The organism is Alkalicoccus daliensis (assembly GCF_900103955.1).
In the GTDB taxonomy this organism is placed as follows: domain Bacteria; phylum Bacillota; class Bacilli; order Bacillales; family Salisediminibacteriaceae; genus Alkalicoccus; species Alkalicoccus daliensis.
The window spans coordinates 566,276-586,028 of sequence record NZ_FNIL01000001.1; the positions used below are offsets into that span (position 1 = coordinate 566,276).

Genomic DNA, 19,753 nt, shown 5'->3' on the forward strand with positions numbered 1-19,753 from the left:
CAAGAAAACCGCAGTCAGAATATCTGACTGCGGTAAATTAGTTATCCTTCGAGTAATAACTGTTCTGGATCTTCAAGTAGTTCCTTCACTTTTACTAAGAACCGGACTGCGTCACTGCCGTCGATAATACGGTGGTCGTAAGAGAGCGCGATGTACATCATTGGCCGGTTTTCAAATCTTTCATTATCTATTGCGACTGGACGCATCTGCGTTTTATGCATCCCAAGAATACCTACTTGTGGAGTGTTTAAAATCGGAGTGGACCATAGGGACCCGAAAACTCCTCCATTTGTGATTGTAAAGCTTCCACCCTGCAGGTCATCAAGTTTAAGTTTCTTATTTTGAGCTTTTTGAGCCAAAGAACCAATCTGTTTTTCAATCCCAGCAAATCCTAATCGATCTGCATCTCGGACTACCGGTACTAGTAATCCGTCATCGGTGGAAACTGCTACACCAATATCGTAATAATCTTTAAGGATGATTTCATCCCCGTCAATTTCAGCATTAATGTATGGGAATTTTTTTAGAGCCCCGATTACTGCTTTTGTGAAAAATGACATGAAGCCAAGTTTTACGCCATTATCTTCCATGAACTTATCCTTACGGCGGCTTCTTAAATCAAGAAGGTTTGTCATGTCAACTTCATTAAAAGTAGTCAGCATTGCAGCAGTATGCTGCGCTTCAACTAGACGTTTGGCAATGGTCTGTCGTCTGCGCGACATTTTTTCCCTTCGGACAGGCTTTGAAGGGTCATCTTGTTTTTCTGGCTGCTTTTCTGATTTAGGCGCTTCTTTTTTGGAAGAATGTTCATCTATGTCTTCTTTTCTTACACGACCGAGCGGATCACGCGGCTGGATATCATTTAAGTTAATTCCTTTTTCCCTTGCATATTTTCTTGCTGAAGGTGAAGCAATAACTCTTTCATCGCTGCTTTGATCGGAAGAACCGTCAGTAGTCCCGGATTCCTTATTCACCTGTTTTTCTTCCTTCTCAGGTTCTTTTTCCTTCGGTGTTTCTTTTTTAGGTGTTTCTTCCTTTTTATCTTCTGAAGATTCCGCAGAATCCCCCGAAGATGCTTCAGTATCAATCACTGCAATTGTATCTCCTACTTTTACAGTATCTCCTTCTTCTGCTTTTGTTTCTTTTAACACTCCAGCTTCATCTGCAGAAATTTCTACGTTGACTTTATCAGTTTCAAGCTCAACGATGTCTTCCCCTTTTTCCACATAATCCCCCGGCTGTTTCAGCCATTCTGCCACCGTACCTTCTGTTACAGATTCTGCTAATTCTGGTACTTTGATTTCCAACATTTATTCATTACTCCCTTCACCATCTCGTGTCGTCGCTTCATCAATGATTCTGTTCTGTTCCAGTTTGTGAACTTTCGGATCACCTTCAGCAGTACTTGAACGACGTCTGCGCCCAACAAATTCCACTGCAATTTCACTGTTCGTCAAACTTAACAAATGTGGATGTATATAATGCCAGGCGCCCATATTCTGCGGCTCCTCCTGAACCCAGAAGATTTCTTCCAGATTTGTATATTCATCAATAATTTCTTTAATATGAGTCCGTGGGAATGGGTAGAGCTCTTCTACTTTAATGATTTGCAGCCAATCCGGCTTTTCATCAAGAGACGCAAGCCGCTCTTCCATATCAACTGCTACTTTTCCGGAAGCAAATACTACACGCTTCACTTTATCCGGTGTCTCTGCTAATCCATCCACTGGTAATACCGGCTTAAATTCTCCTTCTGCGAGAGAAGTAAGGTCACAGGCAACCAGTTCATTTCGCAATAAGCTTTTAGGTGCCATGAGAACGAGCGGTCTTGATACATCTTCTTTGAGCATTTTCGCCTGTCTTCGAAGAAGATGAAAATATTGATTTGCTCGCGTCAAATTTGTTACGTGCCAGTTATTTTCTGCAGCAAGCGTAAGGAATCTTTCCATTCGTCCACTGGAATGCTCCGGACCCTGCCCTTCGTAGCCGTGCGGAAGCAGAAGAACTAAGCCCGACTTCTGTCCCCACTTTGCCCGGCCACTGGAAATAAACTGGTCAAAGATAACCTGGGCTCCATTGGAGAAATCTCCATACTGTGCTTCCCAAATCGTTAAAGTTTCAGGAGACTGTACATTGTATCCATATTCAAATCCAACTACCGCTACTTCAGAGAGCGGGCTGTTGTGCACAGTAAAAGATGCTTTACCTTCTGATAGCCCGTGAAGCGGATAATACGTGCTGTCGTTTTCGTAATCATGCAGTACAAGGTTTCTTTGAGAGAATGTGCCCCGCTCGGAGTCCTGTCCAGTTAATCGAATAGGAATTCCCTCAGTAATTATGGAAGCAAATGCTAAAGTTTCGGCATGGCCCCAATCTATTTTACCGCCTTCTTCTACAGCTTCTACTCTTCGGTTTAATATTTTACCTAATTTAGGAAAAACGTTAAAATTCTCAGGGAACTGCAAAAGTTCTTCATTTATTTTTTTCAGCGTATCTCTATCTACTGCAGTTTCAATACCTTCCAGTCTGTCTTCCACATATTCAGGCGGATTCATATCCCCGTCAATAGTTTCCCGTTTGTTTCCTTTGATGTTTTCAAAATGATTGGTAAGCTTTTCGTTCAGCTTATCCCGCATAGAATTGAATTCGTCTTCTGAAACGATATTTTCCTGTACTAATTTTTCGCCGTAAATATTGAATACAGTAGGATGCTCTTTCACCTTTTTATAAAGGCTGGGCTGTGTAGTCATCGGCTCGTCCATCTCATTATGACCATAGCGTCTGTAACCAATCAGATCAATTACAATATCTTTATTAAATTCCTGACGGTACGTATAGGCAAGATGCATAGCAGAAACACAAGCTTCCACGTCATCCGCATTAACATGGATGACTGGAATTTCGTATCCTTTTGCCAAGTCACTGGCATAGATAGTAGATCTCGAATCACCGCTTACTGTAGTGAATCCGATAAGGTTATTAGCAATGATGTGGATAGTACCACCAGTAGCATAACCATCCAGCCTGCTCATGTTGAGAGTTTCAGCTACTACACCCTGACCTGGAAATGCTGCATCTCCATGTATTAGAATTGGCAGAGCTTTTGTCATATCCTGCGAAGGTTTTCCAGGCTTGGAACGGTCATCCTGTGCTGCTCTTGCAAGACCTTCCACTACTGGATCAACAAACTCAAGATGACTTGGATTATTTGCTAATGTAATAGTAACATCCGTTTGATCTTCATGAATTTCACGATCTGCACCCAGATGATATTTTACATCTCCGGTCCAGCCGTAATTTATTCCCACAGAACCCTCTGATGGTACAAGGTCTTTATTCGGCGCATCATGAAACTCCGAAAAAATAAGTTCATAAGGCTTTCCTAATACGTGGGCTAAAACATTAAGACGCCCGCGGTGAGCCATGCCGATCATCATTTTTTCAGCACCGTCTTCAACGGATTCACGAACGACTTCATCAAGCATCAGCACCATAGCATCCAGACCTTCAATCGAAAACCTCTTCTGCCCTTTGAAAGTCTTATGTATGAAATGTTCAAAACCTTCTACCTGATTCAGTCTTTCCAAAAACTGCTTACGAATATCGTTCGTCAATTCGGGAAGGTATCTACCTGACTCTACTTGACGAAACAGCCAGCGGCGTTCTTCGATATCATGTACCTGTTTAATTTCAAATGCCATTCTTTTCGTATATGTTTCTTTTAAATGATCCACCGCTTCCAGACCATTATTAAAAGACTCATAATTATGAGGGGAGAGAAGTTCTGGTGGTACAAGTTTTAATTCTTCTCTGGTAAGGTCGAACTCTTCATAATTAAGAATGTCTTTTACTTCATCCAGACGGACAGGAATTATGTCTGCCATCAAATGTCCATTTCTACGAATGGATTCTGCAAGCCTCATAGCATTAATAGCTGTGTAATAATCCTGCTTTCCCCGATTTTCTTCAGTACCTGCAACAGGTGCTGCGGGCTGCTTTTCAGCCGTTTCCTGGTATGCTCCCCACTTTTGAAAAAAAGCGGCGAGATCTTCCTCTACTGATTCCGGATCATCCTGATAATCATCAAACTTTTCGAGCATGTAACCAAGGTTCGGTCCATAAAACTGCGACCAGCCTTCGCTCAACTTAATTGACTCACTTCCCATGTCTGCTACCTCCAGTGAATTTGTAAATATGTAAAAGTTGTCACCGAGTAATGTAAAGCGTTTACACATTTATTCTACCATTATCTAATCCTTTCCTCAAAGATTAGTTTACCATTTCTCCTGATTTTAAGTGAGGTATTTGGAAAAATATCTCTCAAATGTTTTGTAATCATTTAATTAGTCAGTTTAAAACTTTTTTGAAGAAATTTCAGTTATGCTTTTATTAAAATCACTATTGCACTTAATTGTTTAATTCTTTCAGGAAATTATTCTTTTCCAGAATCGCTCCAGCCGTTCCATGGATTCTTCCAGCTGCTCCATGGAGTATGCATAAGATATTCTTATATAACCTTCTCCGTATTCTGAGAAAGCATCTCCGGGGACTACCGCCAGTTTCTCAGTTTCAAGCAGCTGCAGTGCAAAATCAAAAGAACTTAATCCGGAAGCTCGAATATCGGGAAAAAGGTAAAAGGCGCCGCCCGGTTTTACCACCGGGATATTTATTTCCTGCAGTTTACTGAGCATCCAATTTCTTCGTTTCTGATATGTTTCTCTCATTTCTTCGGGGTCATTTTGACCTTCTACCAGAGCAGCCAGGGCCCCTTCCTGTGATATGGAGCTGGCACAGCTGATATTGTATTGATGAACTTTCAGCAAGTGCTGCGTAATTGAAGCATCGGCAAAAAGAAATCCAATTCTCCAACCTGTCATGGAGTGAGATTTGCTGAGTCCATTAATCAGTATAGTTTTTTCTTTCATCCCCGGGTAGGATGCAATTGTCCTGTGTGCATCATCGAAACATAACTCACTGTATATTTCATCAGCAACAATAAATATGTTTTTCTCACGCAGTTCCAAATACAAAGCCTGCATTTCATCAGCACTTAAAACAACTCCTGTAGGATTTGAAGGGTAAGGGATCATTATGGCTTTTGTAGCAGGAGATATATGTTCTCTTATTAATTCCGGCGTTAATTTAAAATCACTTTTTCTCGTATCTGCATACTTAATTATACCCCCGCACTGTTTAATAATAGGAGCATAGGCAGGATATACGGGTGCAGGAACAATAACTTCATCCCCAGGCTCAAGTATCGTGCGCATAGCAACGTCTATAGCCTGAGAAGCACCCGCAGTTACAATGATTTCAGAAAATGGATGATAAGCAAGTTCATATTTATTCTGTATCCATTCACTAGCAGCTTTTCGCAGCTCTATCGTTCCTGCGTTCGCTGTATAGGTGGTTTTATCTTTATCAAGTGCTGTTTTAGCTGCTGTTTTAATATGTTTTGGTGTCGGAAAATCAGGCTGTCCTAAAGTCAGCTGCATTGCTTCAGGATATTCCTGCACGCGATTAAAAAATTGTCTGATTCCGGAAATTTGAATTTCTTTTACGTGTGGATTTATGTTTGGGTTCATGCGAGTAATCACCTTTCTGAAACAACTTAATTAAGAAATATAATTGCTGCATAAAATTGCAGGGCGTAAATTACCAGTGCAGCCGGAAAAATCCTCCAAAATGCGCTGATTCTCAGTCTCTCCAAATATACATTTAAAGCTTCTCTTACGGGCTTCCATAAAAATAAGATGAGAATTGCAAGATAAAGCACAATATAAAATGTTTCTATAGCAAAATTCATGCCGCCTTCCTGGTCTACGATCAATCCAGCCTGGAGCAAAAAAATATTCGCCGCTACTGCAACAATCTTTGAAATAAGTAAATATGTAAAAACAATCATATTCAGCCACCAGCCGGCAGGCTTAAAATAAAATAGGGCTGCAGCTATTGGAAGAAATAATAAAAAAATTCCATCAGAAACTAAAAGGCTCAGTCCTCCCTGACGCAGTCCCCAAGTAAAACTAATGTAAAGATAATATCCAATATACATGAGTGAAAAAAGGAGAATAGCTGCTGCATAAATGCGTATTCCCCAATTAACCTGTTGTCTCACATCATAATTCATAAAAGTTTCCCTCACTCTACTCATTAATAAATATATCAGCTCCTGATCGACCTAATAAATATGCTGCAATAGCAAACGCTTCAGTCTGTTCCCTCACCCGCTCCATTCCCTGTGGGGGCTGTCGTACCTGCAGTTGATATTCATCGGTAAAAACAAGCTGATCCTGATTGGCCTGTTTTATAAATGAAGCCGCTTCATGCATGCCATTCCTTCCACTCTGCATCACCTCATAAAAGGAGATGAATCCATGCATGACTCCCCTATATCTTGAAGTTCTTACAGAAACTCCGTGATCATGCAGTAATTCTGCGTACTGTTCTCCTTCGTCACGAAGCGGATCAAATTCCGCAGTTATAACTAAAGCCGGCGGCAGTCCGCTGAGATCTTCAGAGTGCAGCGGAGAAGTATAGGGATGAGACCACATCCATTCTTCCGGAGTATATGCATCCCGTGCCCGGTACATCACCGAACGTGAAAGCAGATAATAGCCGCTGTCATATATATCCCTGGACGCAAGTGGTACCTCCTGAAACGTAGTCAGGGGATATAAAAGCACTTGAGATAGCAGTTCCGGACCATTTCTGTCCCGGGTCATCTGTGCCACTACGGTCGCTATATTTCCTCCGGCACTGTCCCCCATAACAGTAATTTTCTCAATATCACCATTTAAGCTGTCCGCATTTGAAACAGCCCACTGCAGCGCTGTATAGCTGTCTTCTACTGCGGATGGGAAAATATGTTCCGGAGCAAGGCGATAGGATGGCGCTATAACAATACTGTTTGTTCTTGATGCCACAGACCTGATAATATTATCATGCGTATCCAGATTCCCAAATCCTTCCATAAATGCTCCTCCATGATAATACATTACGATAGGAAAGGGTCCCTCTCCCCTTGGACGGTAAATTCTTGCAGGAATTTGGACATCTCCCTGGACAGGCATAAATATATCTTCTTTAAGTATGGTCGGACTTCCTCCTTTTTCACCGGAAACAATTCTGGGAGGAGTAATATTAATATCCAGATCAACTAAGTTATTATTGATTGCATGCAGCACTACAGCGGTTTTCGCGGGAAGTCTCCCCTCCTCTGTAGTCTGCCATAAAAAAACTGCTGCAGAAATAACTACTAGCATTAAAGCTACAAAGACCGAACTGATTAAAAATATATTTTTAAAAGCAGCCCTTAACCTCATCATTCCCTGGTAACCCCCTGTCAATCAACTAACCTTCTTTGAATGTTTACCGTGTCCCTTCAGCCGGGTATTATTCTGAAGAGTTCCCCCAAATACACGATATATTCTGATTACTATTATACATGATTTTACTTATGAAGATTTAACCAGTTTTAAGAAAAGGAGCTTAAAAATGATAAAATCCCTATCGAATTTAAAAGATAAATTGCTGGAGCTCGATAAAAAAAGCTACAATACCTTAAAATCTGTTCAAGGTACTTATCTTAATGCCAGCAATACTGAAGTGCACTTAGACTATATACAGGGAGATCCTTTTGCTTCCCCTTCCCGACTCCGCATCAGGATTCCCCTGACAAATACTCAAATTACCGGAGAGATGTTTTCTTCTCCCTCACGTAAAATTGCCTTGAAGCATTTTTTCACGAAAGAGTTTGATAATGTCCGTAAGCAGAAACAATCATATATATCCGGCACAGGAAAAAGCGGAATGATTATGATTGACACTCCCGGTCAGGAAGTAATTGACCGCAGTTCTGTTGAGATAAGCTCTTCCTATCTGGAATTTAGAATTTCCTGCGGGATTCCTGCGAAAGGAAGAAAAGTTATGGGAAAGGCAGCGGCAGATCTTCTTTGCAAAACAATTCCATTAATTGCAGAAGAAACTGCATTGTCTTTTGATAAAGAAAAATTAACAAATGCTCTTATTCTTGCTGATGACCAACAGATCATTCGGGAAGAATTAAACAGACTGGATAAAATTGCTTTTATAGGTAATGGAGCTGTCCTCCCGAGAAAAAGTGGAGAAAGCAGCCTTCCTTTATCTCATTCATCCGTCGTGCCTTTTGAAACACCGGAAGAATTCAAACATTCCATTACCCTTTCAAACGGAAAGAAAATTACCGGCATGTTAATTAATAAAGGAGTAACGTTAATTATCGGCGGCGGCTATCATGGGAAAAGTACTCTGCTCCAGGCAATCGAACGCGGAGTTTATAACCACGAACCTTACGATGGAAGAGAATTTGTTATAACCGAAGATTCAGCTGTGAAAATAAGAGCAGAGGATCGACGCAGTGTAAGGGATGTGAATATATCTCCTTTCATAAATGAATTACCTAATAATAAATCTACAGAAAGGTTCAATTCTGCCGACGCAAGTGGCAGTACTTCGCAGGCAGCGAATATAATGGAAGCACTGGAAGCTGGAAGCAGTACTTTGTTAATTGACGAGGATACCAGCGCCACTAATTTTATGATAAGAGATGCACGGATGCAGAAGCTGGTCAGGAAGAATAAAGAACCTATAACTCCATTTGTAGATAGAGTCAGGGATCTCTTCGAGGAACAAAAAACATCAACGATTCTAGTCCTGGGAGGTTCCGGTGATTATTTTGAAGCGGCAGATGCAGTGATAATGATGGATGAATACAAGCCGGTCGATAAAACTGCTGAAGCGAAAGAACTTGTAAAATCATATGTTTCCCACAGAGATAAAGAATATGGTGCCCGCTTCCCTGCTTTCCATGAGCGGCAGTTTCCTTTTAAAGACATTAAAGCGAAGCTGGATAAAAAAGAGAACATTCAAGGACGAGGTATGTCAGAGATTAGTATTGGAAGAAGCAGCTTACAGCTGGACGCAGTTGAACAAATCGTATCTCCAAGCCAAACTGAAGCTATTGCTATGATGATTAAAAAGCTATGGAAGGAAAATGGCACGAGCAAGGATCTGGTGCAAGCGTGCGAGGATCTTTACAGTAAAGTGCAGAACGATAACTTAGACGTGATATCTCCATTTTCCGGAAAGCATCCTGGAAATATAGCACTCCCCCGGAAACAGGAGCTTATCGCTGCCATTAACAGGATCAGACAGTAGTATCTTAAATCAAAAAAATACCCAGGGACCTCTAATGGACCGCTGGGTATTTTTTGATGGACATTTTACACATCTCTCTCAACAAAGATCTCAGCAGGCATTGCTGCTTCCATTAAAATAGCTTTCCGCTTTAAAAGGTTGAAACAAAGTCGCTGTATCCTTCTTCCTCCAGCTTATCCTTCGGTATAAACCGGAGCGAAGCAGAGTTAATACAATATCGCAAACCTGTAGGAGGAGGCCCATCTGGAAAAACATGGCCCAGATGAGAATCTGCTTCCACGCTTCTCACTTCTGTCCGCACCATAAAATGACTTCTGTCTGTTTTTTCTATGACTGCACTTTCCTGCACAGGTTTCTTGAAACTCGGCCATCCGCAATTCGACTCGAATTTATCAGCAGAATGAAAAAGTGGTTCTCCCGATACAATATCTACATAAAGTCCTTCTTCGAAAAAATTCCATAAATCGTTTTTAAAAGGAGGTTCCGTGCCATCTTCCTGGGTGACCTGATATTGAAGAGGTGTTAATTTCTTTTTTATATCTTCTCTCATTATTTACACGCTCCAATGCTTTTTTATAAATGAGGCTCTTCCGCTGCCATGACGGTACATTTTATAATGGAGCGGATTTTTACGGTGATATTTTTGATGATATTCTTCCGCTTTGTAAAAAGCGGAAGCAGGTCTTATTTTAGTAACTACAGGCTTACTGAATTTACCGCTGCTTTCCAGTTTATTTTTTGAAGCTTCCGCCATTTCTTTCTGCTCCTCAGAATGATAAAAAACAGCAGTTGTGTAGGACTCTCCTCTATCGTTAAATTGACCCCCGGGATCAGTTGGATCAATTTGCGCCCAGAAAAGACCGAGGAGTTTCTCATAGGAAAACTTATCTGGATCGTAAGTTATCTGTACAGCTTCCAGATGACCGGTAGTTTCAGAACATACCTCCTGATATGTCGGATTTTCAGTATGACCTCCAGTATACCCGGATATCACTTCCTCAATTCCTTCTTCTTCTTCAAATGGAGAAACCATACACCAAAAGCATCCACCTGCAAACGTAGCTTTTTCTAACATTAATGAATCCCTCCTTTCACTATATTTTATCATTGAAGCTGCATAATTAAAAAAGAAAAGAAATAATTGAATTATCTGAATTGTTTGTATATAATTTAGGGAAGAACGGGAGGTGCAGATATGAAAAAATGTCCAGAATGTGCAGGGAAATTGTATTCCAGCAGATTTAAAACTGTCAGTACGGAAAGGGGTGGTGCATACACCGTGTATTCATACGTTACTTATAAGTGTGCTTTAGACTGCGGGTTTTCAAAAACTGTATCGAATAAAGCAGAGAGAATCGAATTTGTTTAACTTTTACTCACATCCCTGCTCTTCTGTCCCATGACTCTCTTCACATCTTTTCCACCTGGCCTTGTAAACCCTCCATTAAATACTATTGAATTACCCACTACCACCACAGTACTTAATATGTTCCTGCTGCATTTAATTTCCCTGCAAATGCCATCAGCTTATAAAATAAGCTACCTTGCAAATAAAATTTTGCTTAAAATAAGTTATCATACTGCTTCACTTTCCGAGAAGCTTACCCAAGGGCTTGTTCTCGACTAATTTTTACGGAAAGAACGTCCGCAAAATTGGAATTAAAACTGCGCACATGTTTCCTCTCCTTCGTTACACATAAACATTAATTTTCATCTTTCAAGGTGCAGCTTTTTCTATATGAAGTCCTCTGTTTAGGGTTACTGTTTATGGGAGTACACTTCGCTGCCAGTGACCTTCATAGACGAACTCTTTCTCGCTGCAATGCGGGATCTTCCCAGCTCGTTCTTATTGAGGCTATGAGAGCTTTCACCGCCGGAAGCATTTGCGCAGCCGATCAAATAATCTTAAATTCATTTGCACGGCAGAAGAAGAAAAATTATGCCACCCATGTACCTTTTTTACACTAACATCAGCTTTAACGAACTCTTTTAAAAAAGAAGACGAGCTGAAATTCAAAATCCAGCTCGTCTTCTTATATTATGCAGCAATGAATTAAAAAGAATTGCTGCCATTCGGCTTAATTTTCTCAAAAAAGCGATGGGCATTTTTCCAGCAGATCTTTTCAGTAAGTTCGTTACCGAAACGGTCCTGCAATATTTTTACCAGATTTTGATGTTCAGATGCATTCGAGAGTTCAACTACATGTGTTTCTATCCCGTCAAAATCTGAACCTAGGGCCACGGAATTTTCTCCCCCTAATTTAAGCATATAAGCAATATGCTCGATAAATTCAGAGACGGAGGTATCATTGTAGTTATTTCCGATAAAAGGAGGATTAAAAACAACTCCGACCAGTCCTCCAGCTTCAAATAAAGCTTTCAGCTGATTATCATTTAGATTTCTTGGGTGTTCAAATAATCCTCTTGCATTCGAGTGCGTCGCCACAGGATAATCTGCAATTTCCATGACATCCCAAAAACCTTGTAAGGAAAGATGAGATACATCAGTTAAAATCCCCCTGCTGTTATTCAGCAGCACGACTTCTCTGCCTAATCTGCTGAGTCCGGCACCTCTTAACTCTCCCACACCGTCAGCACATAAATTAGCGTTATTCCAGGTTAATCCGAGTGAAATAACTCCGAGGTAATTTAATATTCTCCATTTTCCTAGGTCATTACCGAATGCATCCGCTCCTTCTAAAGAAAGGACTGCTCCAATTTCTCCATCTTTCAGTTCGTTCACTTGCTCCCACTGCGTAATATGCTTTATAAAAGGGTGAGGCTTCACTATTTTTTCATAAAATAAATCTATCTGATCAAGTGCCTGCCCGAACTTTTCATCTGCTGAAACTTCCGGTTCGATAAATACAGCAAAAATCTGCAGCTTTACATTCCCTTTTTTTAATCTTTCTGCATTAACCTCTAAATTACTGCTGTCGGTAAAGTTCAACGAACGGTCTTCCTGCAGTTTCAATAAAGCATCACAGTGTAAATCATAAATATTCATTGAGCCTCCTTACTCGGTAGGTCGTACCATTTTTTCTAAATTAATGTATTCATCAAACTGTTCTTCAGTTAAATATCCCAGTTCTACAGCTGTTTCCTTCAAGGTAGAATTATTTGCAAAAGCAGTTTTCGCAATAGTAGCTGCTTTTTCATATCCTATATGAGGATTCAGCGCCGTAACCAGCATTAAAGAATTTTTCACGTGTTTATTAATGATATCTTCATTTACTTCAATCCCCACAGCACATTTATCATTAAAGGACTCCATTGCATCTGTCAGTAAACGTACAGACTGCAGGAAGTTATATATTATAACCGGCTTAAATACGTTCAGTTCAAAGTTACCTTGACTTGCAGCAATCCCAATAGTTGTATCATTGCCCATCACTTGTGCAGCAACCATGGTAAGTGCTTCAGACTGAGTAGGATTTACTTTCCCCGGCATAATAGAGCTCCCCGGTTCATTTGCAGGGATAGTTATTTCTCCGATCCCTGATCTCGGACCGCTCGCAAGCCATCTTACATCATTCGCGATTTTCATTAAATCTGCAGCCAGCCCCTTTACCGCACCGTGCGCATAAACAATTTCGTCATGGCTTGTAAGAGCGTGAAATTTGTTTTCCGAAGAATAAAATTGCATACCCGTAATCCGGCTTATTTCTTCTGCTGTTTTATCTCCAAAAGAAGGGTGCGCATTAATACCTGTGCCTACAGCTGTTCCACCGATCGCCAGATGGCGGAGCTGCTCTGCTGACTGCTGAATCATCTCCTCGGATTTTTTCAGCATGAAAGCCCAGCCGCTCATTTCCTGGCCAAGCGTCAGCGGCGTAGCATCCTGCAGATGTGTCCGCCCAATTTTGATAATATCATTAAATCTTTCTGACTTCTCTTCAATAGTACTTCTAAGCTTTTGCAATGAAGGAATAAGTTTATTATGAACTTCCTGCAGGGCAGCAATATGCATAGCAGTCGGAAAAGTATCATTCGAGCTTTGTGACCGGTTAACATCATCATTAGGATGTATTCGGATTTCTGCTCCTTCCTGCTCTAAATGCTGATTGCTTCGGTAGGCTACCACTTCATTCATATTCATATTGGACTGGGTGCCGCTTCCTGTCTGCCAGACAACGAGCGGAAAATGATCATAGTTGTTCGATTCGCGTATCTCTTTACAGACCTGCTGAATAATCTCAGACCTTTCACTTTCCATATTCTCCAGTTTCAGGTTGGCTGCTGCACAAGCTTCTTTCAATACTGAAAAAGCATCGGTAATTTCCCTTGGCATAATTTCTTTTCCAATTTTAAAGTTTTCAGTACTTCTCTGAGTTTGTGCCCCCCACCATTTATCTGCGGGTACTTGTATTTCACCAAGTGTATCTTTCTCTGTACGATAGCTCATTTCATTTCCTCCTTAATAATGTCAGATTAAAATTATGTAAGCCCTTACTTATAAAACTTGTATCATCAGTACATCGTTTACGTTACCCATTTTTCCTTAAAAAATCAAGATAAGCTCATTCTTTACAGAAAAATATATATCGATTGAATTTTCAGAATTATATAGTTATGATATTTATAGAAAGATAATCTTACTGGAGGTGTTTTGCGTGGAGACAATACAGCCGCAGGATGGTACATACCAATTAACAGACTACAGTAAAGTCAGGGAAAACTTTGACTGGGAACAGACAAAGGAAGCTTTCACCTGGAATAAAACAGGAAAAGTGAATATTGCTTACGAAACGATTGACAGACATGTAGAAGAAGGAAACGGCGGTAAAACGGCACTTCTTTACTCTGATGCTAAACGGGAAGAATCTTTCACATTTGAAGAGTTAAAATTAAAAACAAATCAGGCTGCGCATATGTTTAAAAATATGGGCATCTCTAAGGGAGAGCGCGTCTTTATATTTATGCCACGCTCTCCTGAACTGTATGTAGCTCTGCTCGGTGCTGTAAAAGCCGGTGCAGTCGTCGGACCACTGTTTGAGGCATTTATGCAGGACGCAGTTCGGGCGAGACTGGAAGATAGTGAAGCAACCGCAATTGTTACTACACCTGATTTGGTATCCCGAATACCACATAACGATCTCCCCTCTCTTAACAAAATAATTATAGCTGGAGAAAGTGATCTTATCGGTTCTGAAGAAAAATTTGTTTCATTTGATGAAAATTTGAAAGAGGCTTCAACTGATGACAGTGCAATTGAATGGGTAGACCTGGAAGATGGTTTTATACTGCATTATACTTCTGGTTCCACCGGGAAACCTAAAGGTGTTTATCATGTTCATCACGCCATGCTGCAGCATTACCAAACTGCTAAATGGGTGCTGGATTTAAAAGAGGACGATATTTACTGGTGTACTGCCGATCCAGGGTGGGTTACGGGTACATCCTACGGTATATTCGGCCCTTGGCTGAACGGCGTAACCAATGTGGTACGCGGCGGCAGATTTTCACCTGACGACTGGTATGGAACTATAGATAAATACAATGTTTCTGTATGGTACAGCGCTCCTACTGCATTCCGGATGTTAATGGCAGCTCCAGCTGAAGTACTTGAGAAACATGACCTAAGCTCCCTCCGTCATATTTTAAGTGTAGGAGAACCTCTCAATCCTGAAGTGGTTAAATGGGGCTGGGAAAAGTTTAACTTACGTATACACGATACGTGGTGGATGACTGAAACAGGAGCCATGCTGATCTGCAACTATCCTTCTGAACCTGTTAAACCTGGATCGATGGGCAAGCCTATTCCTGGAGTGGAAGCAGCAATCATTGATGACCAGGGTAATGAACTGCCTCGCAATGAAATGGGAAACCTTGCTATTAAGGCAGGCTGGCCTGCACAGATGAGAAAAATTTGGAATAACGAAGCAAAATTCAATGAATATTTTGCTATTGAAGGATGGTATGTTTCCGGGGATACAGCTTACCAGGATGAAGACGGATATTTCTGGTTCCAGGGAAGAAATGATGATGTCATTATGACTGCAGGAGAAAGGGTGGGACCATTTGAGATTGAAAGTAAGCTGTTAGAGCATCCTGCGGTCGCTGAAGCAGGAGTAATTGGCAAACCCGATGAAATCAGAGGGCACATTATCAAAGCATTTATTGCGGTAAACAGCGGCTATGAGGAAAACGATGAATTAATTGCTGATATTCAGAAGTTTATTAAAACAGAGCTGGCTGCTCATGCTGTGCCGAAAGAAATTGAATTCAAAGATAACCTGCCTAAAACGCGCAGCGGGAAAATTATGCGAAGAGTTCTGAAGGCTTGGGAGCTGGATGAACCTACAGGTGATTTATCTACCATGGATGATAATTAATCCATTAAGTTTTACTTTCATTTCTATTAAAAACACCTGAAGAAAGCTATTTCTTCAGGTGTTTTAAGCTTTAAAATGAATAATAAGGAGAAATCATTACGTAAACAAGCACTCCTGTAAAACTTACATAAAGCCATAAAGGCATCGTCCAGCGCACCCATTTTCTGTGCACAGGCCTCATATCTTTATAACCTGTAAAAAAGCTCATCAACGCAAGAGGAACTATAATTACAGCTAAAATAATATGTGTAATAAGAATGAAGTAATAAAATACTGCAATAAATCCATCCCCGCCATATGGAGTGGATTCCGCCATAAAGTGAAAAGTGACATAGGAAATCAAAAAGAAAAAAGTAGTCGTAAAAGCTGCATAAATAAATCGCTTATGCAGCGTAATATTGCGCTTCATTATCGCTAACAGTGCACTTAAAAGAAAAAAGAAAGTGAAACTGTTTAATATTGCATTAACCAGCGGAAGCTGCGTGACCCAATAAGGAAGTTCCCCTACATATCCCGGAAGGAAGGATAAAATCATTATAAGAATATTTACTGTTAAAGTAATAATAATGACAGTTTTAATATGATGTTTAACTAATGTATTCCAAAAAGAATTAATTTTCATTTTCTCCCCTCTGTTCTTTGTCCCTAGCTTAGTATACATGAGTTTATTCAGCAGGAAAAGAACTGTTACAGTTTTGTAGGCTTAGTGTCATTTACTTTTTCGTTACGGTTATTCTGCTCTAATTTATTTATTAATTCTTTCAAAGAGGCAGACCTCTCCCTACTGAGAAACTTTTTTCTCTTTTCCTTTTTCAGCAGTTTAAGAATTAAATTTTTTTCTTTTGATGTTAAAAGCATACATATTTCTTCCTTTCTGAAAATTTCTTTTTGTTCGATAGACAATATAAAATATAACTGCCATTAACGTTAGCAGAATAGTTGATGAATAAAAAACAGAAGCAATACTGAAAGATCCGGCTATGAACCCGCCGGCTACAGGACCAGTCACATTCCCCAGGAAGCGAAAACTTTGATTATACCCGAGTACTTCTCCTTGTACCTCTATTGGAACTGTCTGCCTGATATAAGCAGTCGCACAAGGAATAATTCCTCCCAGGGCAAGCCCAAACAGAAATCTTAGTATTACCAGCTGCCAGATAGAAGTGACAAAAGCCTGAGGCAGAAAAGCTGCCGCTGACAGTATAAGACATATTAATATTATCTTATCGTGTCCCATTTTGTCTCCTCTTATTCCCCAAAAACGTGTGGCTGCTAAATTTCCGAGACCGGTAGCTGAAAAAGCCATTCCTGCTAAAAATGCCACATTTTCTGCCTGCGTCAATTCTCCTACATAAAGTGCAAGCTGCGGCTGAATGCTGAAATTTGCTGTTTGAACTACTAAGGACAGGACCATCACCATAAGAAGCATTCTGTTCCTTAACATCAGGATAACTACTTCTTTCATAGAACGTTTATACTTTTCAGTATTCACATCAGCTGGTTTTACTTCTTTAATACCCAGAGCCACGAAGCTGGTAGCAAGTGCTATTACAACAAAAGTAATAAGAAAAGTATATGTAAATCCTATGCTGTCAGCAAGAATTCCACCGAGCAGAGGTCCAAATAGCCCGCCGGAAACTGTGCCCATCTGTAATGTACCTAATACTTTACCCGCTTCTTCTTTATTTGTCTGTGCAGATATAAGCGCCATAGAAGTAGGAATAAATCCAGTAACCACTCCCATAAACATACGCAGTAAAAAGAGTTCCCAAACTGTGGAAACAAAGCTCATAAGAAGGATTGAAACGGCTATACCATACCCTGTGAGCAATAAAATTTTCTTTCTTCCAAATTTGTCACCAAATCTTCCCCATAGCGGGGCAACAATAAATGCTACTAAAAAGGTAACGCCAAATATTATACCAGACCAGCGCTGTACATAATCCGCTGGGTAGTCTCCAAATGTTTCGATATATACTGATAAAAACGGCAGGATCATTGTCGCACTCGCAGCTACAAAAAAATTCGCAATCCACATTACCGTTAGATTTTTATTAGTCATTACTACCATCGCCTCTTGCCGCTATTTATTTCGCATTCCGTAATATTATATCAAAAAAAAAACGGCAGATAGCCGTTTTTGCTGAAGGAATTTATGATTTTAAAAATGCAAGCAGCTCTTCTTCCCTTTCTTTCATCATTTCATACCCGTGCTGATAAAGTTTTTCCAGTTTCCATGCTTTTCTTTCTGTTCTTCCGACATCAAACAGACTTTCCGGTCTTAACACGAAAGCTTTCCCTTCCTGCTCAAGTTTTTTCACTTGCAATAAAGCTTCATTATAAATTTCATATCGTTCCTGCACTATTTTGACTAATCCGGGACAATCTTTATATTTCCTGCGGAAATACCACATTCCCCTTTTGGCAGGTGTTTTTTGATAGCCGCTTTGCTGCGTTAAAATTATTACGTGTTTTTTATTACCGTCTGTTATGGATCTTTTAATAGGAATTGGGTCACTTATTCCTCCATCCAGCAGCCTGCGCCCTTTGTAATCAACAAAAGGAGCTACCATGGGAAGCGAGGAAGAAGCACGCAGTATCATATTAAAATCTTTACGTAATTCTGATTTTTCGTAGTATAACGTTTCTCCTGTATAACAGTCTGTGACTCCGACATAAAATTCCTGGCTTGAAGAGAAAAACTGCTCATAATTAAAAGGATTCTCATTGTTGGGAATGCGATCGAAAATTAAATCCATATTAAAAAGTTCCCCATACCTTAACAGCCGCTTTAACGAAATATAATCCGGGTGCCCTGCGTATCCAACCGTTACCGCTTTATTCCTTCCTGCCTGTCTGGATACATAGGAAGCGGCATTGCAGGCTCCCGCAGAAACTCCAATAATATATGGAAGCTGAATATCTTTTTCCAGGAGAAGTTCTAAAGCCCCGCTTGTAAAGACTCCTCTCATTCCTCCCCCTTCTAACACTAATCCTGCTTTTTCCAATGTGTCCACCTCTCTTACATTATCTAATATTATCTTAACGAAAAGTGGAGCGGCAGGCAAATCCTGTCATTCGGAAAATTTATTACTCTGCATAATACATTAATGCTAAAGCACCCGGACCCGTGTGAGTGCTGATAATAGGTGTTGTAGACACTATAGGAAACTCTTCGGGTTTATGAATCGAAACTAAATTATCTCTTAATTTTTCAGCCAGGTGCATAGCTTCCACCTGCGCGATCCCTATTTTTTTAATCACTTTTCCTTTTGTTTCTTCCTCAAATCTGGCCGTCAGATTTTTGACCATCTGCGCATGTGTCCGTACTTTGCTTACGGGGGTATAAAGACCATCCTGCAGTGAAGCAATAGGTTTAATTTTCATGAGCGAACCTACCAGGGCTTTTCCACGGCCAATTCTCCCGCCCTTTACTAAGTATTCCAGGGTATCCACCATTATATAAAGGGAAGTTGCTTCTTTAATTTCATGTAACCTTTTAATAATTTGTGCGACACTTTTTCCTTCTGAAGCGAGTTTTGCAGCTTCCTGCACCTGAAAACCTAAAGCAAGGGAAATAAATTTTGAATCCACTACCGTTACTTCTACATCCGTCATTTCAGACGCTGTTAGTGCACTTTGGAAAGTGCCGCTCATACCGGAAGTCATATGAATGGAAATAACTTTACTGCCATCCGCTCCAAGTTTTTCATACGTTTCTGCAAACACCCCCGCAGAGGGCTGTGAACTCTTTGGTATTTCTTTTGATGATACAAGTCTTGATACAAATTCACTATTCGTAATATCTATACCATCCAAGTAGGATTCCCCTTCTATTGTTACTGTAAGCGGAACAACCGTTACACCCATTTTTGCTAACTGTTCTTTAGGAAGGTCTACTGTAGAATCAGTGACGATTTTTACCTGTTCAGCCAAATTTTTCACTCCTTCAAACTAATAATGTACTCCACTAAAGCATACTATAACTATCTTCTTATGTTAAGACTTACTCTGCTGAAGAAAAAGACCGGCTGTCACAAGGAAAAGCAGTTAATCTTGAATGCCGTTTTTGTCTTTTCACTTTAAAGTGAACAGAATTGAATTAAGCCATGAAACCTGCTTAACTGCGTTATCTTTCTCTTCTTTATTTAATCTAAAAATCCACCCATAATGCAGCTTCTATGATAAAATAAAAAATGCTGATTTTTGTAAGATATCGA

At 40.3% G+C, this 19,753-nt stretch carries 15 protein-coding genes; 2 read left to right on the forward strand and 13 right to left on the reverse strand.

Annotation, left to right across the window (positions count from 1 at the left end; all coding sequences use genetic code 11):
• Positions 1 to 41: 41 nt before the first annotated feature.
• From odhB to BLP92_RS02775, 5 genes are all read right to left on the reverse strand, one after another.
• Positions 42 to 1,310: a 2-oxoglutarate dehydrogenase complex dihydrolipoyllysine-residue succinyltransferase gene (gene odhB, locus BLP92_RS02755; RefSeq protein ID WP_090840343.1), complete on the reverse strand. Its 1,269-nt coding sequence runs from the start codon at positions 1,308 to 1,310 to the stop codon at positions 42 to 44.
• Positions 1,311 to 4,166: a 2-oxoglutarate dehydrogenase E1 component gene (locus BLP92_RS02760; RefSeq protein WP_090840345.1), complete on the reverse strand. Its 2,856-nt coding sequence runs from the start codon at positions 4,164 to 4,166 to the stop codon at positions 1,311 to 1,313.
• Positions 4,167 to 4,424: 258 nt separating this feature from the next.
• Positions 4,425 to 5,585 carry an aminotransferase A gene (locus BLP92_RS02765; protein WP_090840347.1) on the reverse strand — a complete coding sequence of 387 codons (1,161 nt, stop codon included), beginning with the start codon at positions 5,583 to 5,585 and terminating at the stop codon, positions 4,425 to 4,427.
• A 26-nt stretch (positions 5,586 to 5,611) separates the two neighbouring features.
• Entirely contained in the window at positions 5,612 to 6,130 is a 519-nt protein-coding gene (locus BLP92_RS02770) for a hypothetical protein (RefSeq protein WP_139148908.1), read from the reverse strand.
• A gap of 16 nt (positions 6,131 to 6,146) precedes the next feature.
• Positions 6,147 to 7,328 carry an alpha/beta hydrolase gene (locus BLP92_RS02775; RefSeq protein ID WP_090840350.1) on the reverse strand — a complete coding sequence of 394 codons (1,182 nt, stop codon included), beginning with the start codon at positions 7,326 to 7,328 and terminating at the stop codon, positions 6,147 to 6,149.
• Positions 7,329 to 7,497: 169 nt separating this feature from the next.
• Between BLP92_RS02775 and BLP92_RS02780 the strand changes: the two genes are divergently transcribed.
• The gene (locus BLP92_RS02780; RefSeq protein ID WP_090840352.1) at positions 7,498 to 9,198 is read left to right on the forward strand and encodes an ABC-ATPase domain-containing protein; all 1,701 of its coding nucleotides are present in this window, start codon (positions 7,498 to 7,500) and stop codon (positions 9,196 to 9,198) included.
• A gap of 130 nt (positions 9,199 to 9,328) precedes the next feature.
• Here the strand turns inward: BLP92_RS02780 and msrB are convergent, their stop codons facing one another.
• The 4 genes from msrB to fumC form a co-directional block, all read right to left on the reverse strand.
• Positions 9,329 to 9,748 (reverse strand): peptide-methionine (R)-S-oxide reductase MsrB, encoded by a 420-nt coding sequence (gene msrB, locus BLP92_RS18150; RefSeq protein WP_244516627.1) that lies wholly within the window; start codon positions 9,746 to 9,748, stop codon positions 9,329 to 9,331.
• Between the two features lie 3 nt (positions 9,749 to 9,751).
• Positions 9,752 to 10,273, reverse strand: a complete 522-nt coding sequence (gene msrA / locus BLP92_RS18155) for a peptide-methionine (S)-S-oxide reductase MsrA (RefSeq protein WP_244516628.1) — start codon at positions 10,271 to 10,273, stop codon at positions 9,752 to 9,754.
• A gap of 978 nt (positions 10,274 to 11,251) precedes the next feature.
• Positions 11,252 to 12,205, reverse strand: coding sequence for a dipeptidase (locus BLP92_RS02790; protein WP_090840355.1), 954 nt, complete (start codon positions 12,203 to 12,205; stop codon positions 11,252 to 11,254).
• 9 nt (positions 12,206 to 12,214) lie between these two features.
• The gene (gene fumC / locus BLP92_RS02795) at positions 12,215 to 13,603 is read right to left on the reverse strand and encodes a class II fumarate hydratase (RefSeq protein WP_090840358.1); all 1,389 of its coding nucleotides are present in this window, start codon (positions 13,601 to 13,603) and stop codon (positions 12,215 to 12,217) included.
• A 208-nt stretch (positions 13,604 to 13,811) separates the two neighbouring features.
• Between fumC and acsA the strand changes: the two genes are divergently transcribed.
• On the forward strand, positions 13,812 to 15,533 hold the full coding sequence (gene acsA / locus BLP92_RS02800; protein ID WP_090840360.1) for an acetate--CoA ligase: 1,722 nt from the start codon (positions 13,812 to 13,814) through the stop codon (positions 15,531 to 15,533).
• A gap of 70 nt (positions 15,534 to 15,603) precedes the next feature.
• Here the strand turns inward: acsA and BLP92_RS02805 are convergent, their stop codons facing one another.
• The 4 genes from BLP92_RS02805 to BLP92_RS02820 all read right to left on the reverse strand — a co-directional run bounded on the left by BLP92_RS02805 (position 15,604) and on the right by BLP92_RS02820 (position 19,469).
• Complete coding sequence (locus BLP92_RS02805) at positions 15,604 to 16,155, reverse strand: DUF420 domain-containing protein (RefSeq protein ID WP_090840362.1); 552 nt, start codon at positions 16,153 to 16,155, stop codon at positions 15,604 to 15,606.
• Positions 16,156 to 16,353: 198 nt separating this feature from the next.
• Positions 16,354 to 17,604, reverse strand: coding sequence for an MFS transporter (locus tag BLP92_RS02810; protein WP_425284402.1), 1,251 nt, complete (start codon positions 17,602 to 17,604; stop codon positions 16,354 to 16,356).
• Positions 17,605 to 17,686: 82 nt separating this feature from the next.
• The gene (locus BLP92_RS02815) at positions 17,687 to 18,541 is read right to left on the reverse strand and encodes a patatin-like phospholipase family protein (RefSeq protein ID WP_090840364.1); all 855 of its coding nucleotides are present in this window, start codon (positions 18,539 to 18,541) and stop codon (positions 17,687 to 17,689) included.
• An 82-nt stretch (positions 18,542 to 18,623) separates the two neighbouring features.
• Entirely contained in the window at positions 18,624 to 19,469 is an 846-nt protein-coding gene (locus BLP92_RS02820; protein WP_090840365.1) for a DegV family protein, read from the reverse strand.
• Positions 19,470 to 19,753: the final 284 nt, after the last annotated feature.

What these genes read in the sequence shown, in the direction of transcription:
- msrA (WP_244516628.1), bottom strand. Translation starts at nt 10,273, where the DNA reads ATGTTAGAAAAAGCTACGTTTGCAGGTGGATGCTTTTGGTGTATGGTT.
- BLP92_RS02775 (WP_090840350.1), bottom strand. Translation starts at nt 7,328, where the DNA reads ATGATGAGGTTAAGGGCTGCTTTTAAAAATATATTTTTAATCAGTTCG.
- BLP92_RS02780 (WP_090840352.1), top strand. Translation starts at nt 7,498, where the DNA reads ATGATAAAATCCCTATCGAATTTAAAAGATAAATTGCTGGAGCTCGAT.
- BLP92_RS02810 (WP_425284402.1), bottom strand. Translation starts at nt 17,604, where the DNA reads ATGGTAGTAATGACTAATAAAAATCTAACGGTAATGTGGATTGCGAAT.
- msrB (WP_244516627.1), bottom strand. Translation starts at nt 9,748, where the DNA reads ATGAGAGAAGATATAAAAAAGAAATTAACACCTCTTCAATATCAGGTC.
- odhB (WP_090840343.1), bottom strand. Translation starts at nt 1,310, where the DNA reads ATGTTGGAAATCAAAGTACCAGAATTAGCAGAATCTGTAACAGAAGGT.
- BLP92_RS02770 (WP_139148908.1), bottom strand. Translation starts at nt 6,130, where the DNA reads ATGAATTATGATGTGAGACAACAGGTTAATTGGGGAATACGCATTTAT.
- BLP92_RS02790 (WP_090840355.1), bottom strand. Translation starts at nt 12,205, where the DNA reads ATGAATATTTATGATTTACACTGTGATGCTTTATTGAAACTGCAGGAA.
- BLP92_RS02760 (WP_090840345.1), bottom strand. Translation starts at nt 4,166, where the DNA reads ATGGGAAGTGAGTCAATTAAGTTGAGCGAAGGCTGGTCGCAGTTTTAT.
- BLP92_RS02765 (WP_090840347.1), bottom strand. Translation starts at nt 5,585, where the DNA reads ATGAACCCAAACATAAATCCACACGTAAAAGAAATTCAAATTTCCGGA.
- fumC (WP_090840358.1), bottom strand. Translation starts at nt 13,603, where the DNA reads ATGAGCTATCGTACAGAGAAAGATACACTTGGTGAAATACAAGTACCC.
- BLP92_RS02805 (WP_090840362.1), bottom strand. Translation starts at nt 16,155, where the DNA reads ATGAAAATTAATTCTTTTTGGAATACATTAGTTAAACATCATATTAAA.